Raw genomic sequence first — 22,244 nt, forward strand, 5'->3', positions numbered from 1 at the left:
TTGGTTTTCGGACAGCGGGTATCGGGAAACCGTTAGGCGGTTTGCTCCAAATCTTCGTCACTTTCCTGATTTGGGTCGTAGTCTGCCTCAAAGCCTCGCTCTTCAATCAGTTTTGTTTCGTGGAACTCAATCGCTTGAGGCTCTGCGTGGTATTCGACCTTGCCATGATTCTCCTCAACGAACTTATGGATCATCTCCAGATCAACTCTGAAATATTCCTTCCTGAGGTTGACCTTGTTCACCCGTGATCCATGCATGAGCCGGTGAAGGTCGCTTTCGAGCTTTGGCGCATCATCACAGGAAATCATCATGTGGACATCGAATGGGAATGGAACTGAGGCATCCCCGAGTTCATGGACACGATCATATGGTTCAAGCCTTCTGGTCATACCCACCTTGTAGATGCCTTCACCAAATGAACCGACATTGGATATGACATAGACATGACCGGCGCGAGTAAGTTCTGCCTGAGACTTTGCCCTCTCGCTCCTTTCCTGTGCTTGAAGCAGTTGCTGCTTCAGTTCTTCAATTTGCAGTGCCGAGGCCGCAGTCTCCTTCTTCAGAAGGATTCGTTCAAGCTCCAGTCTGATCTTCTCTTCTTCCTGGGCCAGACGCTCCAGTTCTTTCTGACGCTCGCGTTCAGCCCGGATTTCTTCCCTCATCCGCTCTTTGATCAAAGCCTGCTCTTGGCGAAGGCGCTCCCGCTCCATAGCTTCGGCGTGAGCGGTCTTTAGTCGTTCAGACCATTTCAACTGCATATCATTGTCAAATGCTGGCAGGACACTCTTGCAATAGTCGAAAATCCGTTCAATCTGCCGCCGCGAGGATTCCAAGGTCGCCACTGTTACAGCTTTGACGATGCGCTCACAAATGTCATCTGAAAACTTGACCAGTACAGACCGCAGAGCATCGGATGCTGCTGTTGCCCGAGCATCAGACGAAGTAAGCTCCACGACTCGCTTATGAAGACGTTGGTTGTCTTGCTCCAAATAGATCTTCTGGCGTTCCAGTTCATTGACCCTATCCGTAACAGATTGCACACGTTCTTCGGTAGACGAAACCAGCTTCTGGGATGCTTCAATACTCCGGTTCTGCTCAGCTATAAGCGCCTGTAATCGAGCAATCTCAGCTTCCAGTTCCTTGATTTTTTTTCCACCAAACATGCTTGTCTCCAGAGAAGATCGTGGCGATCCAATCGGTCATAACCAAGGAAATTATTAGATCGAAGTCACATTCAAAGCAGTTTGCTCTAAAGATACAGCACCTTCTGCCGAATTCTTTAGAGTCTGTGAATCGCCAATGGAGACAATAAGAAATGGCAAAATACGAGCGAATCCTTACCAATAAGGCAACCGGCGAGAAGGCGCTTGTAAAGAGCAATGATCCTTACCTCCTGGAGCAAAAAATTGAAAAGCAGGTTGCGAGATGGCAACGTGAAGCAGACAAACGCCACGCAGAAAACCTGAAGGCAGAAAAAGGTGATGACGCTGTTCAGCAGACTGAGGAAGCCAAAACACGCAATGCCAGCTACGGCAAGATATTGGCCGCCACACTCTCGAAGAATGACCGCATCGATTGGAACGAATTGAAATCGAATGCGGAATTTCATGCATATCATCCAGAACCTGCTCCTGTAAAAGAAGACTTCTTCATGAAAGTGCCTAAGAAGTCTTTTCTTGAGGTGATTTTTACATTCTTGCGAAAAAGCCGCGAGCAGGCTGAAGCAGAGGCCCTTGGTGAGTATGAGACGGCTTGCAAAACATATGCTCAGCAAGAGGAGAAAAACCGAAAAGAATATGAAGACGCAAGATCTTTATTCCAGAAAAAGCAGCGCGACCACAATGTGAAGGTTGACTCACTCAGAGATACATTCGAGCAGGGTGACAAGGACGCGATTGAGGATTACTTGAATATGGTTCTGGAACGGTCGGAATATCCCGAAGACATTTCCTTGGACCATGAGATCAGTTTTGATAAATCGGCTCGTTTGGTCCGAATTGATACCCAATTGCCAGCATTCGACGACATCTCTTTTGTTTCCGAAGTGAAGTATGTGGCCTCCAAAGATACATTCCAAACGAAGTACCTTGGCAAAACCGAGGCCAAATCTATATACACCGCCATGCTTTACCAGATCGCCATCCGCACGCTCCATGAAATATTCGAGGCGGAATATACCGGTCATGTCCATTTTATAGAGTTCAATGGCTTCGTTTCGGGGATAGATCCCAAACGAGGAACTGAAGTGCAGACTTCGGTGCTGAAACTGAAAGCCGATCGAGACACGTTTATGCAGATCAACCTCGCCCGTGTGGATGCTGAAGCCTGTGCTTCTGGGTTTGGTGGAAAATTGGAAAAGATTGCGTTTGACCTAAGCAGCATCAAGAAAAGCGCCTGAGTCGGGCTGGGTCAGCCCTCAGGTTTCGAGATATGCCATCTCGACGAAATCGACCGAGCCTGCTGCATTTACCCACCAGCCGCACCATCGCAGAGATTTATTTCCTGTCGAAAGCTACGCCTCAAAGTCGTCCGGGAATCCAGCGACGATTTTGGAGGCATGCACGTGGTTTTTCGATTGTGAGCAAATCCTATTTGATGGAATGCATGGTCATGGACGAGAAATTGATCAAAAAGGAAAAGAACCGAGCGAATTATGAGCGCAACCGTGAACGCATCAAGGCTCGGAACCTGGAACGGTACCACGCACAGAAGCATCTGAAAGTTTCTGGCAACGCGGTACCTGCCGGGAATGATTTCCTGACCAGCGTGGAAAAAATCCAGGTACCTGGCAGACGACATCTTGAAAAACCTGCCCGCAACGCCCCCAAACTTCGCCTCCTCTCAGCAGAACCCGCCACTGACCTTAATAAAAAACCTTATGAAGATGAAAAGAAACCGGCGTCCCTGGTCACGGAATATGAAAGTGCCGCCCATGGTGGACTCATAGGGTGTCCAGTTCCATCTGGGCAGGATCTGGAAAGTGGATCTGGCCAAAACCACTTTCACCAGCACCGCCATTTTCAACCTGAAAGTGGCAGCGTCGATCTAAAGAAGCCAGGATTTTCATCGCCTGTACCAGGAGCCAGTGGAAAAACGCTGAGGGTAGCCGTCATCTTTTTTAGAGTAGCCCTCGCGCTCAGCCTCTGCCTGCTGGAAATTTTCATGCTGAAAAGTTTTTTTGATGCCAACGAGGTGCTCCAAAGCCATACGTTGGAATTGGCCGTATGCGCTGTGCTAAGTCTCCAGGCTTTGGTCATGATGACCTTTGACGGTTTTTTGAGGAACCAGGTCCGGCGGTTCATCGTCGGGATATTTTTCTGTTGGATGATCGTGAGCCAGGGCTACTCTCTTTTTTACCAAGCCAGATCAAAACTGGAAACCATTGCGCCCTCCAGTCGGTTGACGGATCTGAAAAAGCGCGAGGCCGACGCTCGGTCTGATCTGGAATGGGCCAAGAGAACGAAAAGCTGGCAGGACGTTAAGACCTTTAGCGAGGATCTGAGAGCAACGCAGGCGGCGATTGATGCGTTGCCACGAACCGAAGTCCTCGGCGTCACCAACGATCGAGCGGTGGGTATGGGAGCGGCTTTGGCCATCGTGCTGCGTGCGCTGCTGCTGGCGGTGAGCGTTTTGAATGCGGCGAAGATCCGCGAATCTTTAACTTGTTAGACTTTGCATGGCCATTGAACTTCTTGTCTTGTGAAACAGCGGCCCGTCAGCGGCCACTGTCCAGTTACTCCCGACTACAGGTCACCTATTACTGCCGTCAAAAAAGAAATTCCTGACTCTACGCGGTTTCTAATTTGCAGAAGTTGACTCATGCTAAAAGTTCCAGCACTGCCATGGGTTCCATCATTGAGGACCCTGAATAACTCCATCACGTTATCGATATCGCTGTCCACGAAATCTGCCAACGGACCAGCGACCCATCCTCTACGTTCTATCAAATAGAGAATTTTTGATCGTCGGGAAGGTGCGCCTTTGTCGGTCTTGTGACAGTCAGGCATTGCGGTCAGCACTTGGTGGTCGGGAGCCTTCATATCCAGCATCCGCACGATGACTTCTCTGGCGCTTGTGCAAAAGTGACGAGCAGCATCAGGATTTTTCGGGTTGAGAGCATAGACCGCCCCCTGCCATCTGTCATCGAGGTCCTTTGAGAATCTGTTTAGGTTGACGGCCGTGTGGTCATGCCCAATATCCATTTGGGTTGAATCTGAACTCGAACTGTCCAGGATCGATTTCGCGACCTCAAGACTATTGATCGCTTCCTGTTCTGAAAGATCGATCAGGTTTTCAAAACGGCTATCTTCCTGTGAGTCGAAGAAGTCCAACAATCGATCATACGACTGGTGCAGCGTTTGCGTTGACTGCCGATATTCTACTTTCCAGGTGACAGTCATCTGCTGACGGTTCAGACGCTCTAATTCATTTTTGATGCGCTGCTGATTCGCTCGGACTTTTGAGTTGTATGAACGTACTTCACGATTGTAGTCGTTAATACTCTGTTTAACTTTCCTGTTGTGGGCATCCACCTGTCGGTTGTATTTATCAACGGCTTGTTTGTTTTTTCGATTTATTTCACGAACGTAGGCATTGTATTGCGCTGGTGTCATCTTCCGAACCATGTTCCATTTCCTTTCTATTCGACGGTTGTCAAGATACAAGACCGTGAAGAATACCAAATTCAACCAGAGGGACGCACGTCGCGGGCAGAAATCCGGGCCTGGACGTTCACTACATCCTGTGGAATTGTTCGGTCGATGGTATTCTGATGAATTATCAGAATCAAGCCACCGTCGCGGTACATGAGGACGTTTTTCAGAGCAAGCGTAGGGCTTGGGGGATCGTACAGGCATGGGGCGGTACCGTTCGGTAGGTGAGTGAGTATCGTTTAATTTTCGTGAATTGCGTGTGAATCGACCTAGGCTGAACATCTTCACATCGTGTGATCCGTTTCAGGATCAACGCTGACGAGGTTCCCAATGGCTGCGCTCTTCAAAGCCTTGGTTGTGTTTCTGAAAGGTCTGTTCGGCTTTCTGAAGCTGGAATTCAGATCGCTGCTGATACTTCCGGCGTTCACGCTGGTTCGTCGGCCCCGCACCTATTCCGCACACCCCCAATACCAGCAACCCGGGATATTCGCCTGGGAAGCGGCCCAGCTGCTTCCACTGTAGAAAGAATGATCATTATAAACCTTAGAAATACTACAGAAGTTTGAATCAACCATTTTCGTGGACGGCCCTACTTGCGTAAGCAAGGAGGACGATATCGTGACCGCTGGAGGTACTGTGGACATCACATCGACGATCGGCGCGCTTTCAGGTTTTGCAGGACCAGCAAAAGCGGTGTATGCGCTCATCAAATTCACTTACTGGGGTGCCCATCGCTTTGAACTCAACCGTCTCAAGGCGTTGATAAAGACATTAAACAAGGAGTTGGATGACCCAAACGCTGGTCGCAAGCTCATGCTGATGGCCTATGAGGAAAAGCATCAGGAAAACATTGGAAAATTGCTGAACAAGGCGCGGAGGGCTGAAAGCGTCTGGGTAACTTGCTGCTTGGCTGCGGTCATTGCCAACTACATGAGGCAGCAGTTCTTGACCGACGACGATTCCATGATTGCCGACGCTCTCAGTAATCTGACAGACCAAGACCTTGAGGTGTTTGTGGCATTGAAGCAGCTTGCGGACGAAGAGAACAAGGCTTGGCAATCCGTGGAGCTTCCAAAGCAGATCGAAGACAGACGTAAGAGTTTGCAGCAGCATAAGGATCGGTTCGATGCTGCAAAAACTGACGAGGAGCGTGAGCGTTGTCGCCAAGATATACTTCAGAGCGAGGAAGGTCTGTTTGAACTGTCTATCAAGCGTCCTACGATTCGTGTTGATAGACCGAACTATTCAAAAATAACCCTGAAACGAAACGTAAACCTGCAGTACGTCCGCCTGCGCGTGGATCGCCTCGTAAAGAGCGGTGCACTGTCGGGGGATATGGGGGGCTTCGGGGGATCAGGCATGGCCCATGGTTCATTCGTTTGGAATCAATTCAGCGACAGTTTCTATGACAAGGTTTCGCCATTTGAAGACTATGACACTCGTCCGTTGAAAGACCTGGGTGATGAAGGATTGTACTGATCCGCATCAGTGGAGGAGGAATTAGGAGATACTCTAGCCGAACTTACTCAGATCATGCTCAAGGAACATGATATCGAGACCGCTGTATGGGGTCTCACACCCTGGGGAGAAGGACCTTTTGGAGCCACGGCTGGCCTTTGGGAACCGATATTCAATGCGATGCAGGGCCGCCGGAAACGGAAGAGCAACCACACCGATGCTGTGATTGCCGAGGCCGCGATTTTGAACGGCTGCATCCTGTTGACAGGTGACCAGGACCTGCTGGTAGTGGTGCCGCTGTTTGGTGGTCAGGTGATGAATCCCCTGGTTGCTAAGCAGCCTGTGCCTTAATAAAAAGCTTATCTTGCAAAGGGTTGAAAATGGACGAAGATGGTATCAAGGCTGAATTTGAAGAGGAACTCCGTACCGAATCGCATATTCTGGTTCGCTTGAAAACCAAGTACATCCGGTATCGAGCCATTGCTGATGAACTGGACCAGTATAGGGATGAAAATGGTCTCGTAGAGATCGCTTATCCCGAACTCTTCGAGGATACAAAAGCAGCCTATGAGAAAATGATTATCGACTTGGCTTCCTATTGCACCGGCTGGGCACCCGCCAAGCCTGATCACAAAGGAATGCGACCAAAGGGCTTTCTGGAAAAAGCACATGAAAGTCGTGATCTCTTTAAAATGAAGTCATTGGAGGATGTAAATGATGCGACGATCTTGATGGTCAACAAGAACATGTCGCTCAAGGCACTGCAGGAAGCTGAAAGGCATATCCAGGACGGTCGGAAGCACGCTGTCATTAGATCGCTTCGGAATTCGTTCGCGGCTCTTTTTTCTGGCTGGGATGAATTGGCAGGCGTTTCGGAAGAGAACACCGTTGCTCTGCAAAAAGTGTTCAGGGACGAGGTGAAACTTTTGAAGACCATCCGAAACGATCATTTGGCGCACCGGTATGAGAACGAAAATTTGGAGCGACGTGCAACTACTCCGCGTGCTGAGTTTCGTATCGTGGACGGCACATTTGAAAAAATCGAAGCCATTCTGGGATATTTTTGGTTCATAGTATTCGATGGTAGCTACCGGTTCCCTAAGTATCGGCGCTCCGAACCTGGCTGCCGAATCCGTGATCTGGTTGATCTAATGCGGTTTGGCACCGTTCACCGAGTGCTTGAAGGAACTGGTGTCGCTGAAATTCTGGCTGAAAAAGATCCCGACAAGCCATTCTATGAACACTATCGCCGAGAATACGGTCGTAGGGTTCGAGAAATGATGGAGCAGAAGAGGAATCGCGGAAAAGGAGGAGCCTCTCAAATAGCGGATGAACGTGGCTCTGAAGGGATTGAAATATCATGGGGCGAGATGGAACATGGCATCAGATGGTCACTGCCTCAGCTCGGAGAACGTCAAGAAAAGCAGAAAGAACAGTAGTTAGACCATATTCACTGGTCGGCGAGCAATCCCGCAACTCTTCCGAGTAGAACTCGCTGATCAGCTTAGTCGGAAAGAACTCGGTGCTGGGCAAATTCGTGATCGACCCCTTTATCGCTTTGTGGTTGCCCCAGGATAACAGTTCAGATCAAAGATCCAGAAGAACCCGCAACTCCTTGCTCATCAGTTCCTTCAGAAGCTCGATGCTGAAGAACTTCACACTCGGTAGCTGAGTGATGTAGTTAAACTCCATTCCGCTGTAACTGGGTGCCACCATCTCAATAATATCCAAATACTCCTGAAAAATTTCCTGGAGCAGGTCCTCGTTATATGTGTCTTCGATAATGACTTTCAATGTGTCTACGACCTCAAAGTCATGGTCCCCGTGAACTAAACGCTCAAGGTAGTCCTCAAAACTCTTCGCTCTTTGTTTCATCATCCGGGTCTCAGCAGGTGTTGATGGGCCGCTGCGATGTAACCAGAACGCAGCATAGGCCTTAAGTAGCTCCTTCCAACGAACTGAAAGCTCATTGATGCAGGCAAGATCGGATTTGGTTTTGCACGATAAATTTCCAATAGCAGGCATGGTTTTGATCCTCTCATGTGGGAATTTTTTAAATTCATTTCTTCCAATCAATCTTTGGGAGGCAGGCTGAAGATACGGTGGTTGGCTTTGGGATTGTAATGGTTGCATTTGGCAAGGTAGAGCGAACCCGGGTGGATTCGCTCATGTGGATCATTTACATCCCTTCATGCGCCGTATTTCAGGCCAGACCCCTTGCAAATCTGTCAAAGATGCTGTTGCTGAACTTTTGCTCAGCAATGTAAATCTGTTCCATCAAGTCCTGGTTCCCTGGGGCTAAGCGCAGCCAGCTTCGACAGGGTGGAACTGCCAAGGGACATGTATTCACCGCTCTCGGCTTCCTTCAGTTGCTTCGTCAACAGGCGGAACTGGTATTCCTCACGGTTGAAGACTTTCCCATCAGATCACCAGCATTAGACCGCACCACCGGCATCAGACCGCACCAGATCAACATGCCTGAAAAGCTAGTAGGATTGTTTAGCGATCACTGTGTTTAAGCTGGACTTACTTGTCTAAGTCCAAACCGAATGACATAGATCATTTTGCATAGCGGTGCGTTTGGTGGCCTAGTGATGATCACCAAGCGACTGACGTTCAGGGTATAAGTGTTGACCGGGTGCACACCACCAGAGTGAATTGCGAATGGGTTGGGTTATATCAGAATGCCGCGCTGCAGTAGTTTGCTGCGGAACATTTTCGGAGACAAAAGGAACACGCAGGACACTACGGAGCAAGGAATCCGAATGTGGATGGTTAATTCTTCAACTACTTAAGTTTCTAACTTTACTTAATTTTCTGACAATTCGCGGATTGTGCCAGGACCATGAGGTCGCAGGTTCGAATCCTGTCGCCCCGACCAGCAATATCCAGTGGGAAAATACAGAGAAAAGCCAGAGTTAAGGGAATCCTGCTCTGGTTTTTTTGCGTCTGGACGGAACAAAAAGGGGCTCTTCCCGATTCAGTGTGGGTGTCACCCTCAAGCCCTTCATGCGCACAGATTCAAAAGCCTTAGTCTATAGTTTTTGAACTCTTTGAACCCGTAAGCCCTTCTCTGGCAAAGCTTTGCCTTTCGATTTAAATACCGTTATGGAGCATAATGTAGGCCAGATGGTAATATCCTGACCCTAGGGAATGCGGTCGTTTGAAAAGTTATTGTGCGGGACGTGAATCACAATGGAGGATCGCTGAACCTCAAGGTTTGAGGCAAAAACGGCAAGGTTAAGTGTTCCCTTGTGCCGAACGCTGTAAAATAGAATGGCCTCGTAGCCAGCATCAAACGCTTTTCTTCCAAGGATCTGCGTCGGACATGGAATTCCTGTCCACGCAGTCCATTCAATCCCAATTTCATATTTTGATATTTTTGCGCGCTTATGTATATCTGATGAGGTCAAGTCGAGAACATTGTGAAGTTTTACGGTAGCCCAGAAGCGGAAATGAGGCTCCACAATGTCAAATCCTGTTTCCCGTCTTTCAGGAAAAACAGCATGCTCGTTGATGCAAAATAAAGCGGTGAGTCCAGGCTCTTGTCGCTCCAAAATCTCCCAACACCTGGGCCGCTTCCCTGTGGAGTTTTCTGGAATTTTAGATACGCACCTCGGCAGAACGCCCCAGCTTTAACGATTCCAAAATTTGTTGTAAGATTGCTAAATTTTTTGGAGCAATGCGTACTGATCGTTATTTTAACGTCATTCAGTTCCTGCATGAGTTTTGCTTTTTTGCGACAAACGTGCTGCGAGATTCAACTCGCTCAGAAGCTCTTTATATCTTGTGATGGACATTAGCCTCTGAATACCTCTCTATTGTCGGCATCGAGATAGGATTGCAGAAACTTCATGACATCCTCCTCTCGGCGCATGTAGATCATTTCTATGGGGGTGAGCCCATGGAAAGCAACGTTTCCTTCGTTCAGCCAGGCGACGATTTTTTCAAAATCACCTCTGAATATTTTCACAAAATAGGGCACAAGCTGTGTTGGAGGCCTTAGCGCTTGGCTTGCTTCCGCTGTTATTTTGTCATCACGCAGGACTTGATAATTGATCTTGTATACTCTGGCTATTTCTTTACGCTTGAATCCCACCTCGAAGAACTTCGAAATGATAGGCCTGTTGCTCTTCATGAAAAAAGATTGATCAACAGCTTGATGTGACATTGCAACCTCTCACATAACCCAAAACAGAATAACCTGACCAGCCCTCAAACAGCTTTATCAGCTTCTTCTACCAATACTTTACCATGAAAATACCACTTTTGTACCAATTATGCGCCATGATCATAATGCACAGATAATTCTGACGATTTTCCGATCACTGGCTAGGCGCAACAGTGCAAGAACTTTTATCCCTAATGCAATTGATTCGAATATTAGTCGCTGAGACTCATGCTTTGACCTATCAACCCGCCGCTTTCAAAGCATTCGGTGTTTTAAGCAGTCGATAGAGCTGCGACTCCCCATCAATACCCTTCAACTTATAACCGCCGGCACTTTGCCACTGATTTTCACCATCAAGGTAATCCCGCACCACCTGCGTGATAAAAATCGCGCCCGGCTCGGCTGCACTTTCCACGCGTGACGCAATATTCACAGTCGGCCCGATGACAGTATAGTCAGAGCGCCGCTCATTCCCAAACATACCGACAAGGGCCGGCCCATGGTGGATCCCGACACGCATCTGGAACAGGGGCAAACCCTGCGCCTGCCAGGTCTTTTGCAAATCCTCGATCGCTTCCTGCATGGCCAACGCACAGGCACAAGCGCGGCGGACTTGTTCCGCCGATTCCAGAGGCTCGGGCGCACCGAAGATCAGCATCACACCATCACCAATGAATTTATCCACAGTCCCGCCATGCGCGAACGCGATGTCGCTCATGCGGCTGAGGTAGACGTTCAGGATCTCTGAGATTTTCCGCGGCCCAAGAACACTGGAGTTGCGGGTGAATTCACAGAGATCGGCGAAAAGAATGGTCACAGGCAAAAGGCTGCTGCCCGAACCAAAGGCCACCTCACCCTCACAGATACGTTTCAAAACCTGAGCCGGGAAGAAGCGCTGCAGAACATGCTCCCGCATATGCCGATTCAGTTCCTTGATCTTCTTCTCACTCTCTTTCAACCGAATCAGGTTATGAACCGTATTCACCAGCTCTGCAATATCAAAGGGCTTGGAAAGAAATGCAATCGCCCCCAGCTGCATCGCCTCGATACGGCTCAGCTCATCCCCTTTTGCAGTCAATAAAATTGTCGGCGTGGACTGCAATTCAGCATCAGCCTGCAACTCTTTTAGAAGCTCCGGTCCGTTCAGATGAGGCATCATCCAATCACTGATAATCAAATCCGGACGATAATTCCGAGCCATTTCCAAAGCCCGCCGCCCATCTTCCGCTTCAATAACCCCATAATCCAGCGAAAGCAGCGACTCAGCAATCAGATGCCGCATATCCGGAAGATCATCAACCACAAGAATTCTGGCCTGGCCTTCACGCAGCTGCGCTTCCGCCCGAATCAAACCCTCACGGCCCTGGGATTTACTCCCAGCCAGCAACCAATCCTTATAATTCGCGCTTGAAGATTCGCTTGAATTACTCTGACTCTGCGCCTTGACTCGTCCTTCCAAAAGGGGCTGCAGCTCCTCTTTCCGAACAGGCTTATAAAGCACATGATCTATACTTCCCGAGTTGATCACCTTCTGCCGCAGCTCAGGACTCTGATCCGCAGTAATCAAAATACGCGTAGTCTCGGGTTGCAGAACCTTCGCCTCGGCCAGCAGCTTCGACCCCGGATCACTCCCAATATTCTCATCACTCAAAATACAGGCAAAACGATAGGTCTTCAAAAGCTCAATGGCCTCGGGATAAGATGCAGCCACACAGATATCCTCAAGCCCGCCCAATTTCTCCAAACAGGCAATCGTCTGCTGCAAACAAACCGAATCATCATCCACCACCAGAAACTTCACAAAATCCGCATGATCCAAAAGTCTGAACTTCACCAAAAGGTCATGCAGATAGCCAAGATCCTCAGCAAGGAAAGGAAAGCTGATCATACGATCAATGGACCGCGGATTAAAGGTCCGCGGTGTTTCATAGGGAACACCCTCAGGCTGAATCAGAATACGTTTGCTCTCAGGCAAAAGCCGCACAGTCTCATCCAGGATCTCAAACGCGCGACCTTGAGGAAGGGCCACATCCAAACAGACAATCTGTATATCCCAGTTCTGAAGGAGCCCCTGCGCCTCATCCAGGCTGGCCGCGGCACGCATCGTAAAAGGCGAAGCTTCAAAATGAGCCATAAACGCCTTTTGCATGACGGCATTCTGCGTAACCAGAAGACAATCAATATGCGGACGATCCGCTTTCATCAGAGGCAGAGTCACCCAGAACTGAGATCCTTTCCCGACCTCACTCGACACCCCCACCGATCCCTTCATGCGTTCAGCAATTTCCTTGGTCAAGGCCAGACCAAGCCCCGTCCCTTCCACCTTGCGTCCGCCGACCTGCTCGACCTGCGAAAAAACCTGGAAAAGACGCTGAATCTGCTGCTCGGGAATGCCAGGGCCGGTATCACTGACAGTCACGCGAACCTCGGGCCCCATCATACTGAGCTTCAGAGTGATGGTGCCGCCCGGAGGCGTATATTTCAAAGCATTGGAAAGGTAATTGAATACGATCTTCTCAAGCCCATCAATCTCTCCGAGCACGCGAATCACACTTTCAGGGCTCAAGTCCGTATGATCCAGGTGAAAACGAACCTGATTCTGCCGGGCTGGTGTTTCGAAGTACTCAGAAATCTGCTGCGTAAAGCGACGCAGGTCGATCGGCTGAAGCTTCAGCTCACCATGACCTGCCGCCAGCTTTTGAAAATCAAGGAGCTGGTTCACCAGCCGCAGAAGACGATTGGCATTGCGCTGCAGCACCTGCAGGGATTCCAGGTCGCCGACCTCGCGTCGCGCCTGCTGAATCGAACCGAGGATAAGAGTCAGTGGCGTTCTGAGTTCATGCGAAATATTCTGAAAGAAGCGCGTCTTCTGAACATCCGTGTCTTTCAATTTCTCATTGGCCTCTTCCAGCTGCTCTTTCTGAAGCTTCAAAACATGACTCATGCTGATCAGCTGCTCATGCTGCTGATCCAGCTCGACCTTTTGCTTATAGATCTGCTCATGAGCCAGCCTTGTGCTTTCATAGGCATCAAACTGATTTTTGGCAAAGGTATAGGTCAAGACGCAGACAAGACTCAAGGAAAGGCTATAGGTCAAAAGCCGAAAGAGACCAAACGACAGAGCCTGGGTCTCAAAGAACGCATTCACAGGACCCACAGGCCAATTCAGCTGAATCATGTAATTGATGACACAGGCCACAAGCGTGATGCAGGCGAAGATAATCCCGCGGCGCTGACCCATCAAAAGAAAGTTACAGATCACCAGCGCAAACAGCCAGGTGTAAATCGGCGAGGAAATGCCGCCCGTGAAATGGCAGATAGCCAGAAGAGTCAGCAAGGCTCCAATATGAACGACATGGGTGGCAGCCGCGGTGTTTGTGGAATGCCGCAGAATCGCAAGGCCGATCAGAGTGGATCCCAAACCCAATCCACCGCAGAGAGCGGCGTTGATTGTGGTGTCCAGGATCAGATAGGTGATCACATAGCACGACCAGGCCAGAGCATAAAGAGTCTGAAACAGACTACGATTGACCGCTTTCAGCCACTCTCGTTCTTCCGGAAAGCGCTCACGATTCACCCTCAGAATCTTATGGACCAACGCAATCATCTGCTTCACGGTCAACCCGCCTTTGGCATGGTTTCGGTCGTAGGAAATCTCAGAGTAAAGCAGGTTTTTCCATCACGACTGGTGACATTCAAAACCGCGGCATTGCGCAGAATCAGCTTCTGCGCCATGTAAAGGCCCAGACCGTTGCCTTTTTCACCCTTCGTGGAAAAACGCCGTTCAAAGATGCGTGCCAGGACATCCGGGCTGATGCCCCCGGCGTTGTCCTCGACAGTCAAAAGAAGGGCCCCTTCCGCCGCCGATTGACGAATGCTCAGCACCCGATCCTGAACCGGGACCTTGGAGCTTTCAAAGGCTTCCAGCGCATTTTTAATCAGGTTTAAAAGCACCTGATTGATTTCCGATTTATTCACGACCACCGTGCTTTCGGGCTGAACCTTCAGGTCGATCGTCACCCCTAAAGCCCGGCTCTTCTTACGCAAAAGGGTCAGGCTGCTGTCCACAAGTTCCGTGACAGCCACCGGGGCTTTCAGCTCGTGAGTCCGGGCGTGATCCAGGACGGATTGCGTGATCTCCGCTGTTCTTTGCGCCGACTTCCACATGTAGACGAAGGTTTCAAACGTGCCCATCAGCGATTGAACAGTCTGCTGATGATCCGCCGGGAGCACGGCAAACTTTTGATTGAGCCCTTCGGCCTCCTGCCTTGTTAAACCGAGCGACAGGAGCCCCATTATGAATTTTTTCTGGCCCGATGGCAGGTTCTTATCGCGCATCACCGTATTAAGGTCCTGGGCATTGGACGCAAAGAGTTCCTGGGTGGCAAAGGCTTTCTTTTCCAAAATCTTCCAGGCCTCGCTCATGCTGCAGGCCGCGAAAAGGTGACCAAAGCGCTGCTTTTCCTGATCACAGTCAAAACTCGCGGCATGCTGCGCATTCCGCAGCTCATGGCTCAGGTCATAGACGAGCTCACCAATGGTGGCCATCTTTTCACTCAGGATCATGCGCTGCTCCAGGTTTTGACGCGACTGCGTGACGTCCTTGAGCGCGACGAGAACCTTATCAAGCTTTCTGTCTTCACTCTGAATGGGATCCCATTTCACTTCCACGATGCGCTGCTGGTCCACGCGAATTTCATCGGGCAGTTGCTGCAGGGCCTCGACCGGCGCTTCGCCCTGAAAAACCTGATTCAAAGTCTCCTGAATCTTATTCTTCTGGCTCGGCGTGAGATCCGCCCGTTCAAAAACCTGATCCCATTTCAGCCTGGCTGCGACCGATGGCAGCCCCATAATCTGAGGCAGCTGGGCCGAGACTTCGCTCTGCGTCAGACCCTCTTTATTCAGCGTGAAAATTCCCTGCGAAATATTTTGCATGATGGCGCGCAGATCACGATTGCGCGCATCGAGGCGCTTCAGATAGCGCAAAAGTTCAAGATGCTGCGCAGCCTGATGACCCAGGATCTGCAGGGCGCGGATCTGAAAGGCGGTCAGTTTCCTGGGCTTCATATCGACAACGCAAAGGGTACCGAGGTTGCGGGAAGCTTCCGTGCTCAGAGGAAATCCTGCATAGAAGCGTACCTGGTAAGGGCCGGTGACCAGCGGATTGTCAAAGAAACGCGGATCCTGATGGGTATCCGGCACGATCATAAGGTCATCTTCCAGGATCGCATGGGCGCAGAAGGATATCTCCCGCGGCGTCTCGATCACATCCAGACCTTTGCGCGACTTAAAAAACTGCCGCTGGTCATCAATCAAAGTCACCAGGGATACAGGCGTCTCGCAGAGTTCGGAGGCCAGTTCGGTAAGCTCGTCCAGCGAGCGATCCTGAGTGGCATCGAGTATGTTCAATTCATGGAGGGACTCAAGACGCTCTTGTTCATTTTGAGGTTTGGGGGCGCTCTGCATAGTGAGTCCTTTCCTGGGGTTGCATCCTCAACCATCTTCGGCTCAGAATGCGCGGACTCAATAGTTTTTTTGCAAAAAACTCCAATTTTTTCAGGGAGGTAATAAACCCTATCGGAGTTCCGCAACAATCCCCGCAATCTCAGTGCTCGCTCTTTTCGATCCCATCATTACATTGTGCCCAGCTTAATGTGTATAGCACCTCTTACGGAGACCCTATGAAAAATGCTTTGGTTCTCGGTTTGATCCTGACATTCGCCTCCCCATCCCTGGCCGAAACCGTATCCGTTGGACCCCAGGAACGTCCTGCAATGCTGAAACTTCCCAAACAGTATGATGGCAAGAAAAAACTGCCTTTGATCCTTATGCTTCATGGCCGGGCTAACCAGCCTGAAACTGCGGACACACTGCTCGGTCTGAGTCGTTCCCAAAACGCTAATGGCTATCTTCTTTTGATGCCCAAAGGCACGACGCGTCCGTCCGATGGTCAAACCTTCTGGAATGCCACACCGGAATGCTGTGATACGGACAGCACCGGCGTTGATGATTCCCAGTATCTTCAGGACCTCGTGCGCGAGACCATTGCCAAATACAATGTCGATGAGAATCGCGTGTATATCTACGGTCATTCCAATGGTGGTTTCATGGCCTATCGCCTCGCGTGCGATACCAACGGCCTTTTCAAAGGCGTCGTTTCCTTGGCTGGATCCACTTTTGGCGACGCGGAACTGTGCAAAACGGAAACGCCCATCACTATACTTCAGGTTCATGGCAGCGATGACAGCATTGTTCCTTTTGAAACCGAGGGAACCGGCAAGGCCTATCCCGGCGCCTTCGGAACCCTGGATTTCTGGGCCAAGCGCAACGGCTGCCAGACTCTCGTGGAAAAATCCAAGAGTCAGGATCTGCTCCTGATTAAGTGGGAACTCTTGCCGGATGAAAACGGCAAGCTGAAGCCTTCAGGAAGTCTGTCGGATTTTCTGACCCCTGGCCTTGCGAACGAAACCGACACCTTCACTTATAATGATTGTGAAGGCGGTACGCGCACTGCCCTCTGGCGCATCCGTGGCGCCGATCACGCTCCGATCATGATTGGTCGTGATTATGTGGGCAAGACCCTGCGCTTTATCGAAGGCAAATAATAGAATTTAGCAGGGCCTCCCTCGGGAGGCCTTTTTTTTTCTCTAAGTTCGTTTGGAAATCCGCACCTTCACTCCTGGATTCAGAACCAGTGTGATCCGCGCATTCAATTGATAGGGCTGGTCCAAAACAGGCTCCATATTGAATCGCTGCAGGAGCGTCGACAGGATGATCTGCCCTTCCATTTTCGCAAAATGCGATCCCACGCAGGAACGCTGCCCGCCACCAAAGGGAAAGTATGCGAAGGGGTGCTGGCGTTTTGCATTCTCAGGATCGAAGCGCTCAGGAATAAAGTCCTCCGGCTGATCCCAGTAGCGAGGATTCCGATGCGTCAGGAACTGAAAGAGCATCAGATTGCTCTTCGCCGGAAAGACAATCCCCTTGTATTCCAAAGGCTCATCCAGCTCCCGGGGTATGACCCAGGTCGCCGGGAACAGCCGCAGCACTTCGGAGAAGACCATATTCGTATAGTTGAGATTGCGAAGATCCTCCAGCTTCATCATTCCACTCGAAAGCTTCCCATATTCCGCACGCATCTTGTCCAGAACATGAGGATGCTTTGAAATCAGATCAAAGGCCATGGACAGGGAAAAAGCTGTCGTGTCATGACCCGCCAGCATCAGCGTGATGACTTCATCGCGCAGCTGCCGCTCGCTCATCGACTCGCCTGTTTCCTCGTCCTTGGTGCTCATATAGATGGAAAGAAGGTCCTGGTATTTATCCGGGTTGGCTCGATGCTCGCGAATGACCTGGTACACCACCTCATCCATCTGCTCAAGGGCTTTTTTCGCCCGCCGATTCTTGCGCGTGGGCACAGAGAGCGGCAGCGGATAGATCGAGTAGAAAAGATAGTTGGCGTATTCCTGCATCTCATGCAAAGACGATTTGATGACGCCCGCTTTCTGGGAAAGATCGAGCGAGAAAAGGGCCCGCACGATGATCGTATAGGTCAGCTTCATCATCTCGCTTGAGATGTCGATGACCGTATCGGTCTTCATCCGCTGTTCCCACTCATCCGCCATGCGATTCGTTTCCTCCTGCATCATCTGCACAAAGGAATGCACCACCTTCGGAAGAAAGGCCGGGTTGGAAAGACGACGCTGCTTTTTCCAAAGCTCGCCCTTGCTGGTGATCAGGCCATTGCCGAGCAGAAGTTTCAAACGGTCGTAGACCCAGGATTTGGAGTTGGTCTTTTCCGTTCCCATCAGAACCCGACCGATCAGGTCCGCATCGGTCACCTGGTAGGTGGCGCGCAAGGGAAAAGGCACACGCACGATGTCGCCATAGGTTTCCATCAGACGCCGCGAATAGTTAAGGGCGTCCCGTGACATATGATAGCCCCAGCTGAAGGGAGTCAGGCTCGCGGCTTTCGGAATCGCAGTGAGACTGTCAGCTTTCACCAATGGAGTCAGGGCAGAGTCTTTATTCATAGTCCGCTCCGGCAAAGGTCATTCGATAGGATTTTGGCATCTCCTTTCCTGTTGCAACCCTTCTGCCAGACGGCATGCAAGCTAACCCTGCTTTCTTACTGGAAGCGTATGAGAAGCTGTGACCAGGGCATTGACAGTGTATGGGGAACTCTGCCAGGGCATTCTGGAAATATTACCCACAGTCAGGAAACAAGCGACAGTTCTGCACTTCAGATAGCCGCAGAGACCTGATGAACTGTTGAGCTGCCGGTTTTTGTGGACTATACATAGCCAACCGAAAAACAGGGAACCCCTCGTGGAACATTCAGCTTTCCGTCTGGCCACTTATTTTATGCAGGGCCTGAGAGCGGGACAGGATAATCTGAAAGACCAGAGCTGCCGTCTTCAGCTCCAGGCCTTCAATGTCTCCCTTTACATCGCCCTTGTTCTTGCGCTTTTCGCCGTCCTGGGTGTGAGCCTTACAGGCCAGTGGGACGTCCTCATGCAGCTGCCGCTTCCCGCTCTTGCTCTTTACAGCATGACCCTCTACCTTGCGCGCCGGCATTGTTTTCTGACCGCCCGCGTTGTGTACCTGCTGGTTTCCCACTTTACTCTGTGCTACGGGGTCATCCTTTATGGCAAAGAGACCAATCTTTCGCTCTTTTGCCTGCATCTCGCTCTCTTTCCCTTCCTGCTGTTCCGCACCCAGGAATGGCGATGGATTATAGTCAGCTCGATTTCCGCTTTCGTGGTGTTCGAAGTTGTGGAACTCAATCTCCTTCCCCCGGGCACGCTGCAGCTGAAGCCGAGCACGACATCCATTCTGCGCTTTATCTTCACGCTCGGCTCTTTCATCGGCTTCATACTCCCTGCGGTGCTGCTGCTCTGCCAATCCAAAAGTCATTATCGCCGCAAGTTGAAACGCAATCGACTGGTATCCCTCGATGCGAAACTTGCAGTGATCGCCAGTCTGGGAGCGGGGGCCGCGCATCAGATCCAAAGCCCTTTGGCTACGATTCATTTGACTCTTGAGCATCTGGAGAGCCTTGCCACTCCTCAGGAGCAGGCGACCATTGGGATTCGAATAGGAAAAGCCTATGCCGCGATCCATCGCATTCATAGTATTCTGCAGAAACTTTTGGTTTCAACCCAGCGCGGGCCGAACCTGCCCGAGCCTCTGTATGTGACGACGATCGCCCAGCTTATCATGCAGCGCTGCAAGCACTATCTGCATCATCACGGTATTCAGCTTGACGTGAAGATGGATCTTACTCATGAGGCCGTCATTCGTTGTCATCGGCAGCATGTGATGGATGCCGTGGATAGTCTGATCCATAACGCTTTGGAAGCCATGGTGGGTCACAAGGCGCCGACAGTGTCGCTGACGCTCAGCAGCCAGGATGAATTTTTTCAGGTGGAAGTTGCCGATATAGGGCCGGGCGTTTCCGAGGATATGATTCGTTCGCTGTTCACGCCGTTTTTTACGACGAAGGCGGTCGGGGCAGGGTTGGGGCTCAGTCTTTACAACGCGCGCTGCATCGCACGGCAGTATGGGGGCGATCTGACCTGTAAGAGTGGTCCCGGCGGCCGTTTCTGTCTCTCACTTCCACTTCAGAAGCTTTCGTGAGAACCAGGGCCGCCGCTTGAAAAAGGACAGTGGCCTGCGCCGCCATCCGACACCTTACAACGCGCGCTCGATCAATTTCTGCAGATTCTGCGGAGGCTGAGCGCCGACCACGGACTCGCTGACTTTGCCATTTTTAAACATGACGAGATAAGGAATCGAACGCACACCGAAACGCGCGGAAACTTCGGGATTATCATCGACGTTGATTTTGGCCACAGTGACCTTCCCTTGGTATTGCTCGGCCAGTTTTTCAAGACTGGGGCCGATCGAAATACAGGGACCGCACCAAGGAGCCCAGAAATCCACCAGGACAGGCTGGTCGGACTGGAGCACTAAGGATTCGAAATCGGCATCGGTAACTTGCTTGGTGAAAGTGGCCATAATTATTACCTTTTGTAATCTTTGAAAGAGGCCCACGTGGCCCTGAATGTCTTATAACAAGATAAGGCTCACCCCGAAACTGTCAAGGGACAAGGGCCGAAGTTTCATCTAAGCCATGGATCAGTCAACGAATTTTGGGTCGAGCGCATCGCGCAGCGCATCCCCAACGATATTCAGTGCATAAAGGATCAGGAACATGGCCACCGTAACGCCAAAGAGTGGCCACCAGATGCGATTCACCAGCTCACCCGCAGCATCTGATACCATGGTGCCCCAGCTGGCGCCGTCCTGTATACCCACGCCCAAAAATGTGAGGATCACCTCAAACTTAATGGCGGTCAGCGTGGTCAGGGATGCGCTGATAATCGCAAGATGAAAGACGTTGGGCAGAATGTGACGGAAGATCAGCCGAAAATCACTGGCACCCAGAAGGCGCGACGCCAGGACGTATTCCATATTTTTATGCTTCATCACTTCGCCCCGGATCAAACGACAAAGTCCAACCCAGGTCACCGCAGCCATCGCTACACAGATGGAAAGAAGACCCTTGCCCAGCACATAGGCGATGCCGACGAGCAGCAGAATACTGGGGATGGACGACAGCACCGTATAGACCCACATCACCAGCGTATCGACCTTGCCTCCGAAATAGCCGGCGATGGATCCGAAGAAAATGCCCACGGGAACGGAAATCACTGTGGTCAGAAAACCGATGGTGATGGCTGTTTTGGTCCCGATCAGAATCTTATAAAGCACCGAGCGACCAAAAAGATCAGTTCCCATAAGCTTGGCAAATTCGAGGGACGGCGGTTCATTGGCCGCACCCACGCGTTCCTGGAAATCCGGCAAAAGTCCGGCATATCCCGCCAGGGCAATCAGTATGTAAAGCACGATCACGCCGAGGCAGATCATGGTGAACTTGCGTTGGGAAAAACGCTTCCATGCGCGCCGGCCTGGGCTTTCCCCTTCCTGAATCAAAGTCTTCATAGAGCCTTCTTCCCTGTCTTAGCCATCCAGCTGAACGCGCGGATCAACGTAGGCGTAAAGGATATCAATGAGCATGTTGCAGAGCGTAAAGCTGATGGCCAGAAGCACCGTCAGCCCCTTGATGATGGGAAAATCCCCGTTATTCACGCCCGAAATCAAGATGTCGCCGGTGCCGGGGATCGAGAAGAAACGTTCGATCAGAAAGGCGCCGAGGAGCAGGTTGGGAATCTCGATCACGGTATAGGTCAGGATCGGGATCAAGGCGTTCCGCATGATATGCACAAACATAACGCGCGCTGGCGAGCAGCCTTTCGCAAAGGCGGTCCGCACGTAATCGGCTTTGGTTTCGTCCAAAAACACGGTCCGAAAAAGGCGAATCTGCGGCCCGGAATAGACGATCATGAAAATGATCCAGGGCAGGATCAGATAAGGAATCGCATTCAGGCCCGGTTCAAAGCCGTTGATGGGAAACCAGCCGAGTTCATAGGCCAGGAAATACTGAAAGAACATGATGTAGACCATGTACGAGATGCTCATACCGGCCACGAAGACGAAGGTGCTGTAACGATCGATCCAGGACCCTCGATAGAACGCGATCAAAACCGCGATCGCGAGGTTCATCAGGATCCCCGCGAAAAAAGGCGGGAGCGTCAGCATCAGGGATGCGTAGGCACCCTCGGCGAACATCTCGCTCAGCTGCTCGCCTGAGTTGAAGGACTCGCCATAATCAAAGGTCACAATCTGCTTCAGAAAGATCAGATACTGGGTGCCGAGCGGTTTATCGAGATCCCACTTGGCCCGCAGTTCGTCGATGGCTTCCTGCGTCGCATGATTGCCGAGCTTCATTCGCACCGGGTCCTCGCCGACCTTGGTGAAGAGGACGAGGACGATGAAGGCCACGCCCAGAATGATGGGAATGGTCTGCAAAACCCGGCGAATGATGTAATTGATCATGA

At 50.9% G+C, this 22,244-nt stretch carries 19 protein-coding genes and 1 pseudogene; 8 read left to right on the forward strand and 12 right to left on the reverse strand.

Going from position 1 to position 22,244, the window contains the following annotated elements:
* Positions 1 to 32: 32 nt before the first annotated feature.
* Positions 33 to 1,163, reverse strand: coding sequence for a GIY-YIG nuclease family protein (locus VFO10_RS02815; RefSeq protein WP_325137158.1), 1,131 nt, complete (start codon positions 1,161 to 1,163; stop codon positions 33 to 35).
* Positions 1,164 to 1,315: 152 nt separating this feature from the next.
* Here VFO10_RS02815 and VFO10_RS02820 point away from each other — a divergent pair, with 152 nt between their 5' ends.
* Positions 1,316 to 2,398 carry a hypothetical protein gene (locus VFO10_RS02820; RefSeq protein ID WP_325137159.1) on the forward strand — a complete coding sequence of 361 codons (1,083 nt, stop codon included), beginning with the start codon at positions 1,316 to 1,318 and terminating at the stop codon, positions 2,396 to 2,398.
* A gap of 212 nt (positions 2,399 to 2,610) precedes the next feature.
* A complete protein-coding gene (locus tag VFO10_RS02825; RefSeq protein WP_325137160.1) occupies positions 2,611 to 3,669 on the forward strand; it encodes a hypothetical protein in 1,059 nt (352 codons plus the stop codon).
* A gap of 74 nt (positions 3,670 to 3,743) precedes the next feature.
* Here VFO10_RS02825 and VFO10_RS02830 read toward each other — a convergent pair whose 3' ends face one another.
* Positions 3,744 to 4,625 carry a hypothetical protein gene (locus VFO10_RS02830; RefSeq protein WP_325137161.1) on the reverse strand — a complete coding sequence of 294 codons (882 nt, stop codon included), beginning with the start codon at positions 4,623 to 4,625 and terminating at the stop codon, positions 3,744 to 3,746.
* Between the two features lie 357 nt (positions 4,626 to 4,982).
* Between VFO10_RS02830 and VFO10_RS02835 the strand changes: the two genes are divergently transcribed.
* From VFO10_RS02835 to VFO10_RS02850, 4 genes are all read left to right on the forward strand, one after another.
* The gene (locus VFO10_RS02835) at positions 4,983 to 5,174 is read left to right on the forward strand and encodes a hypothetical protein (RefSeq protein WP_325137162.1); all 192 of its coding nucleotides are present in this window, start codon (positions 4,983 to 4,985) and stop codon (positions 5,172 to 5,174) included.
* 114 nt (positions 5,175 to 5,288) lie between these two features.
* On the forward strand, positions 5,289 to 6,131 hold the full coding sequence (locus VFO10_RS02840) for a hypothetical protein (RefSeq protein WP_325137163.1): 843 nt from the start codon (positions 5,289 to 5,291) through the stop codon (positions 6,129 to 6,131).
* A 54-nt stretch (positions 6,132 to 6,185) separates the two neighbouring features.
* Complete coding sequence (locus VFO10_RS02845) at positions 6,186 to 6,461, forward strand: hypothetical protein (RefSeq protein WP_325137164.1); 276 nt, start codon at positions 6,186 to 6,188, stop codon at positions 6,459 to 6,461.
* A 29-nt stretch (positions 6,462 to 6,490) separates the two neighbouring features.
* Complete coding sequence (locus tag VFO10_RS02850) at positions 6,491 to 7,549, forward strand: hypothetical protein (RefSeq protein ID WP_325137165.1); 1,059 nt, start codon at positions 6,491 to 6,493, stop codon at positions 7,547 to 7,549.
* A gap of 148 nt (positions 7,550 to 7,697) precedes the next feature.
* On the opposite strand, the gene VFO10_RS02855 is transcribed toward VFO10_RS02850, so the two are convergent.
* The 6 genes and pseudogenes from VFO10_RS02855 to VFO10_RS02875 form a co-directional block, all read right to left on the reverse strand.
* The gene (locus tag VFO10_RS02855; RefSeq protein WP_325137166.1) at positions 7,698 to 8,135 is read right to left on the reverse strand and encodes a hypothetical protein; all 438 of its coding nucleotides are present in this window, start codon (positions 8,133 to 8,135) and stop codon (positions 7,698 to 7,700) included.
* Between the two features lie 982 nt (positions 8,136 to 9,117).
* Positions 9,118 to 9,201, reverse strand: a pseudogene (locus tag VFO10_RS31285) (hypothetical protein); the annotation flags it as partial.
* A 55-nt stretch (positions 9,202 to 9,256) separates the two neighbouring features.
* Complete coding sequence (locus VFO10_RS02860; protein ID WP_325137167.1) at positions 9,257 to 9,667, reverse strand: RES family NAD+ phosphorylase; 411 nt, start codon at positions 9,665 to 9,667, stop codon at positions 9,257 to 9,259.
* A 242-nt stretch (positions 9,668 to 9,909) separates the two neighbouring features.
* On the reverse strand, positions 9,910 to 10,281 hold the full coding sequence (locus VFO10_RS02865) for a hypothetical protein (RefSeq protein WP_325137168.1): 372 nt from the start codon (positions 10,279 to 10,281) through the stop codon (positions 9,910 to 9,912).
* Between the two features lie 241 nt (positions 10,282 to 10,522).
* Positions 10,523 to 13,888, reverse strand: a complete 3,366-nt coding sequence (locus VFO10_RS02870) for a response regulator (RefSeq protein WP_325137216.1) — start codon at positions 13,886 to 13,888, stop codon at positions 10,523 to 10,525.
* An 11-nt stretch (positions 13,889 to 13,899) separates the two neighbouring features.
* Positions 13,900 to 15,747 carry a GAF domain-containing sensor histidine kinase gene (locus tag VFO10_RS02875; RefSeq protein WP_325137169.1) on the reverse strand — a complete coding sequence of 616 codons (1,848 nt, stop codon included), beginning with the start codon at positions 15,745 to 15,747 and terminating at the stop codon, positions 13,900 to 13,902.
* A 215-nt stretch (positions 15,748 to 15,962) separates the two neighbouring features.
* On the opposite strand from VFO10_RS02875, the gene VFO10_RS02880 reads away from it, so the two are divergent.
* Positions 15,963 to 16,886, forward strand: coding sequence for an alpha/beta hydrolase family esterase (locus VFO10_RS02880; RefSeq protein WP_325137170.1), 924 nt, complete (start codon positions 15,963 to 15,965; stop codon positions 16,884 to 16,886).
* Positions 16,887 to 16,928: 42 nt separating this feature from the next.
* On the opposite strand, the gene VFO10_RS02885 is transcribed toward VFO10_RS02880, so the two are convergent.
* On the reverse strand, positions 16,929 to 18,314 hold the full coding sequence (locus tag VFO10_RS02885; RefSeq protein ID WP_325137171.1) for a cytochrome P450: 1,386 nt from the start codon (positions 18,312 to 18,314) through the stop codon (positions 16,929 to 16,931).
* A 295-nt stretch (positions 18,315 to 18,609) separates the two neighbouring features.
* Between VFO10_RS02885 and VFO10_RS02890 the strand changes: the two genes are divergently transcribed.
* The gene (locus VFO10_RS02890) at positions 18,610 to 19,920 is read left to right on the forward strand and encodes a HAMP domain-containing sensor histidine kinase (protein WP_325137172.1); all 1,311 of its coding nucleotides are present in this window, start codon (positions 18,610 to 18,612) and stop codon (positions 19,918 to 19,920) included.
* 54 nt (positions 19,921 to 19,974) lie between these two features.
* On the opposite strand, the gene trxA is transcribed toward VFO10_RS02890, so the two are convergent.
* The 3 genes from trxA to VFO10_RS02905 all read right to left on the reverse strand — a co-directional run bounded on the left by trxA (position 19,975) and on the right by VFO10_RS02905 (position 22,242).
* Positions 19,975 to 20,301 (reverse strand): thioredoxin, encoded by a 327-nt coding sequence (gene trxA / locus VFO10_RS02895; protein ID WP_325137173.1) that lies wholly within the window; start codon positions 20,299 to 20,301, stop codon positions 19,975 to 19,977.
* 120 nt (positions 20,302 to 20,421) lie between these two features.
* Positions 20,422 to 21,288, reverse strand: a complete 867-nt coding sequence (locus VFO10_RS02900) for an ABC transporter permease (RefSeq protein ID WP_325137174.1) — start codon at positions 21,286 to 21,288, stop codon at positions 20,422 to 20,424.
* Between the two features lie 18 nt (positions 21,289 to 21,306).
* Complete coding sequence (locus VFO10_RS02905; RefSeq protein ID WP_325137175.1) at positions 21,307 to 22,242, reverse strand: ABC transporter permease; 936 nt, start codon at positions 22,240 to 22,242, stop codon at positions 21,307 to 21,309.
* Between the last annotated feature and the right edge of the window lie 2 nt (positions 22,243 to 22,244).

This window comes from Oligoflexus sp. (assembly GCF_035712445.1).
Lineage (GTDB): Bacteria > Bdellovibrionota_B > Oligoflexia > Oligoflexales > Oligoflexaceae > Oligoflexus.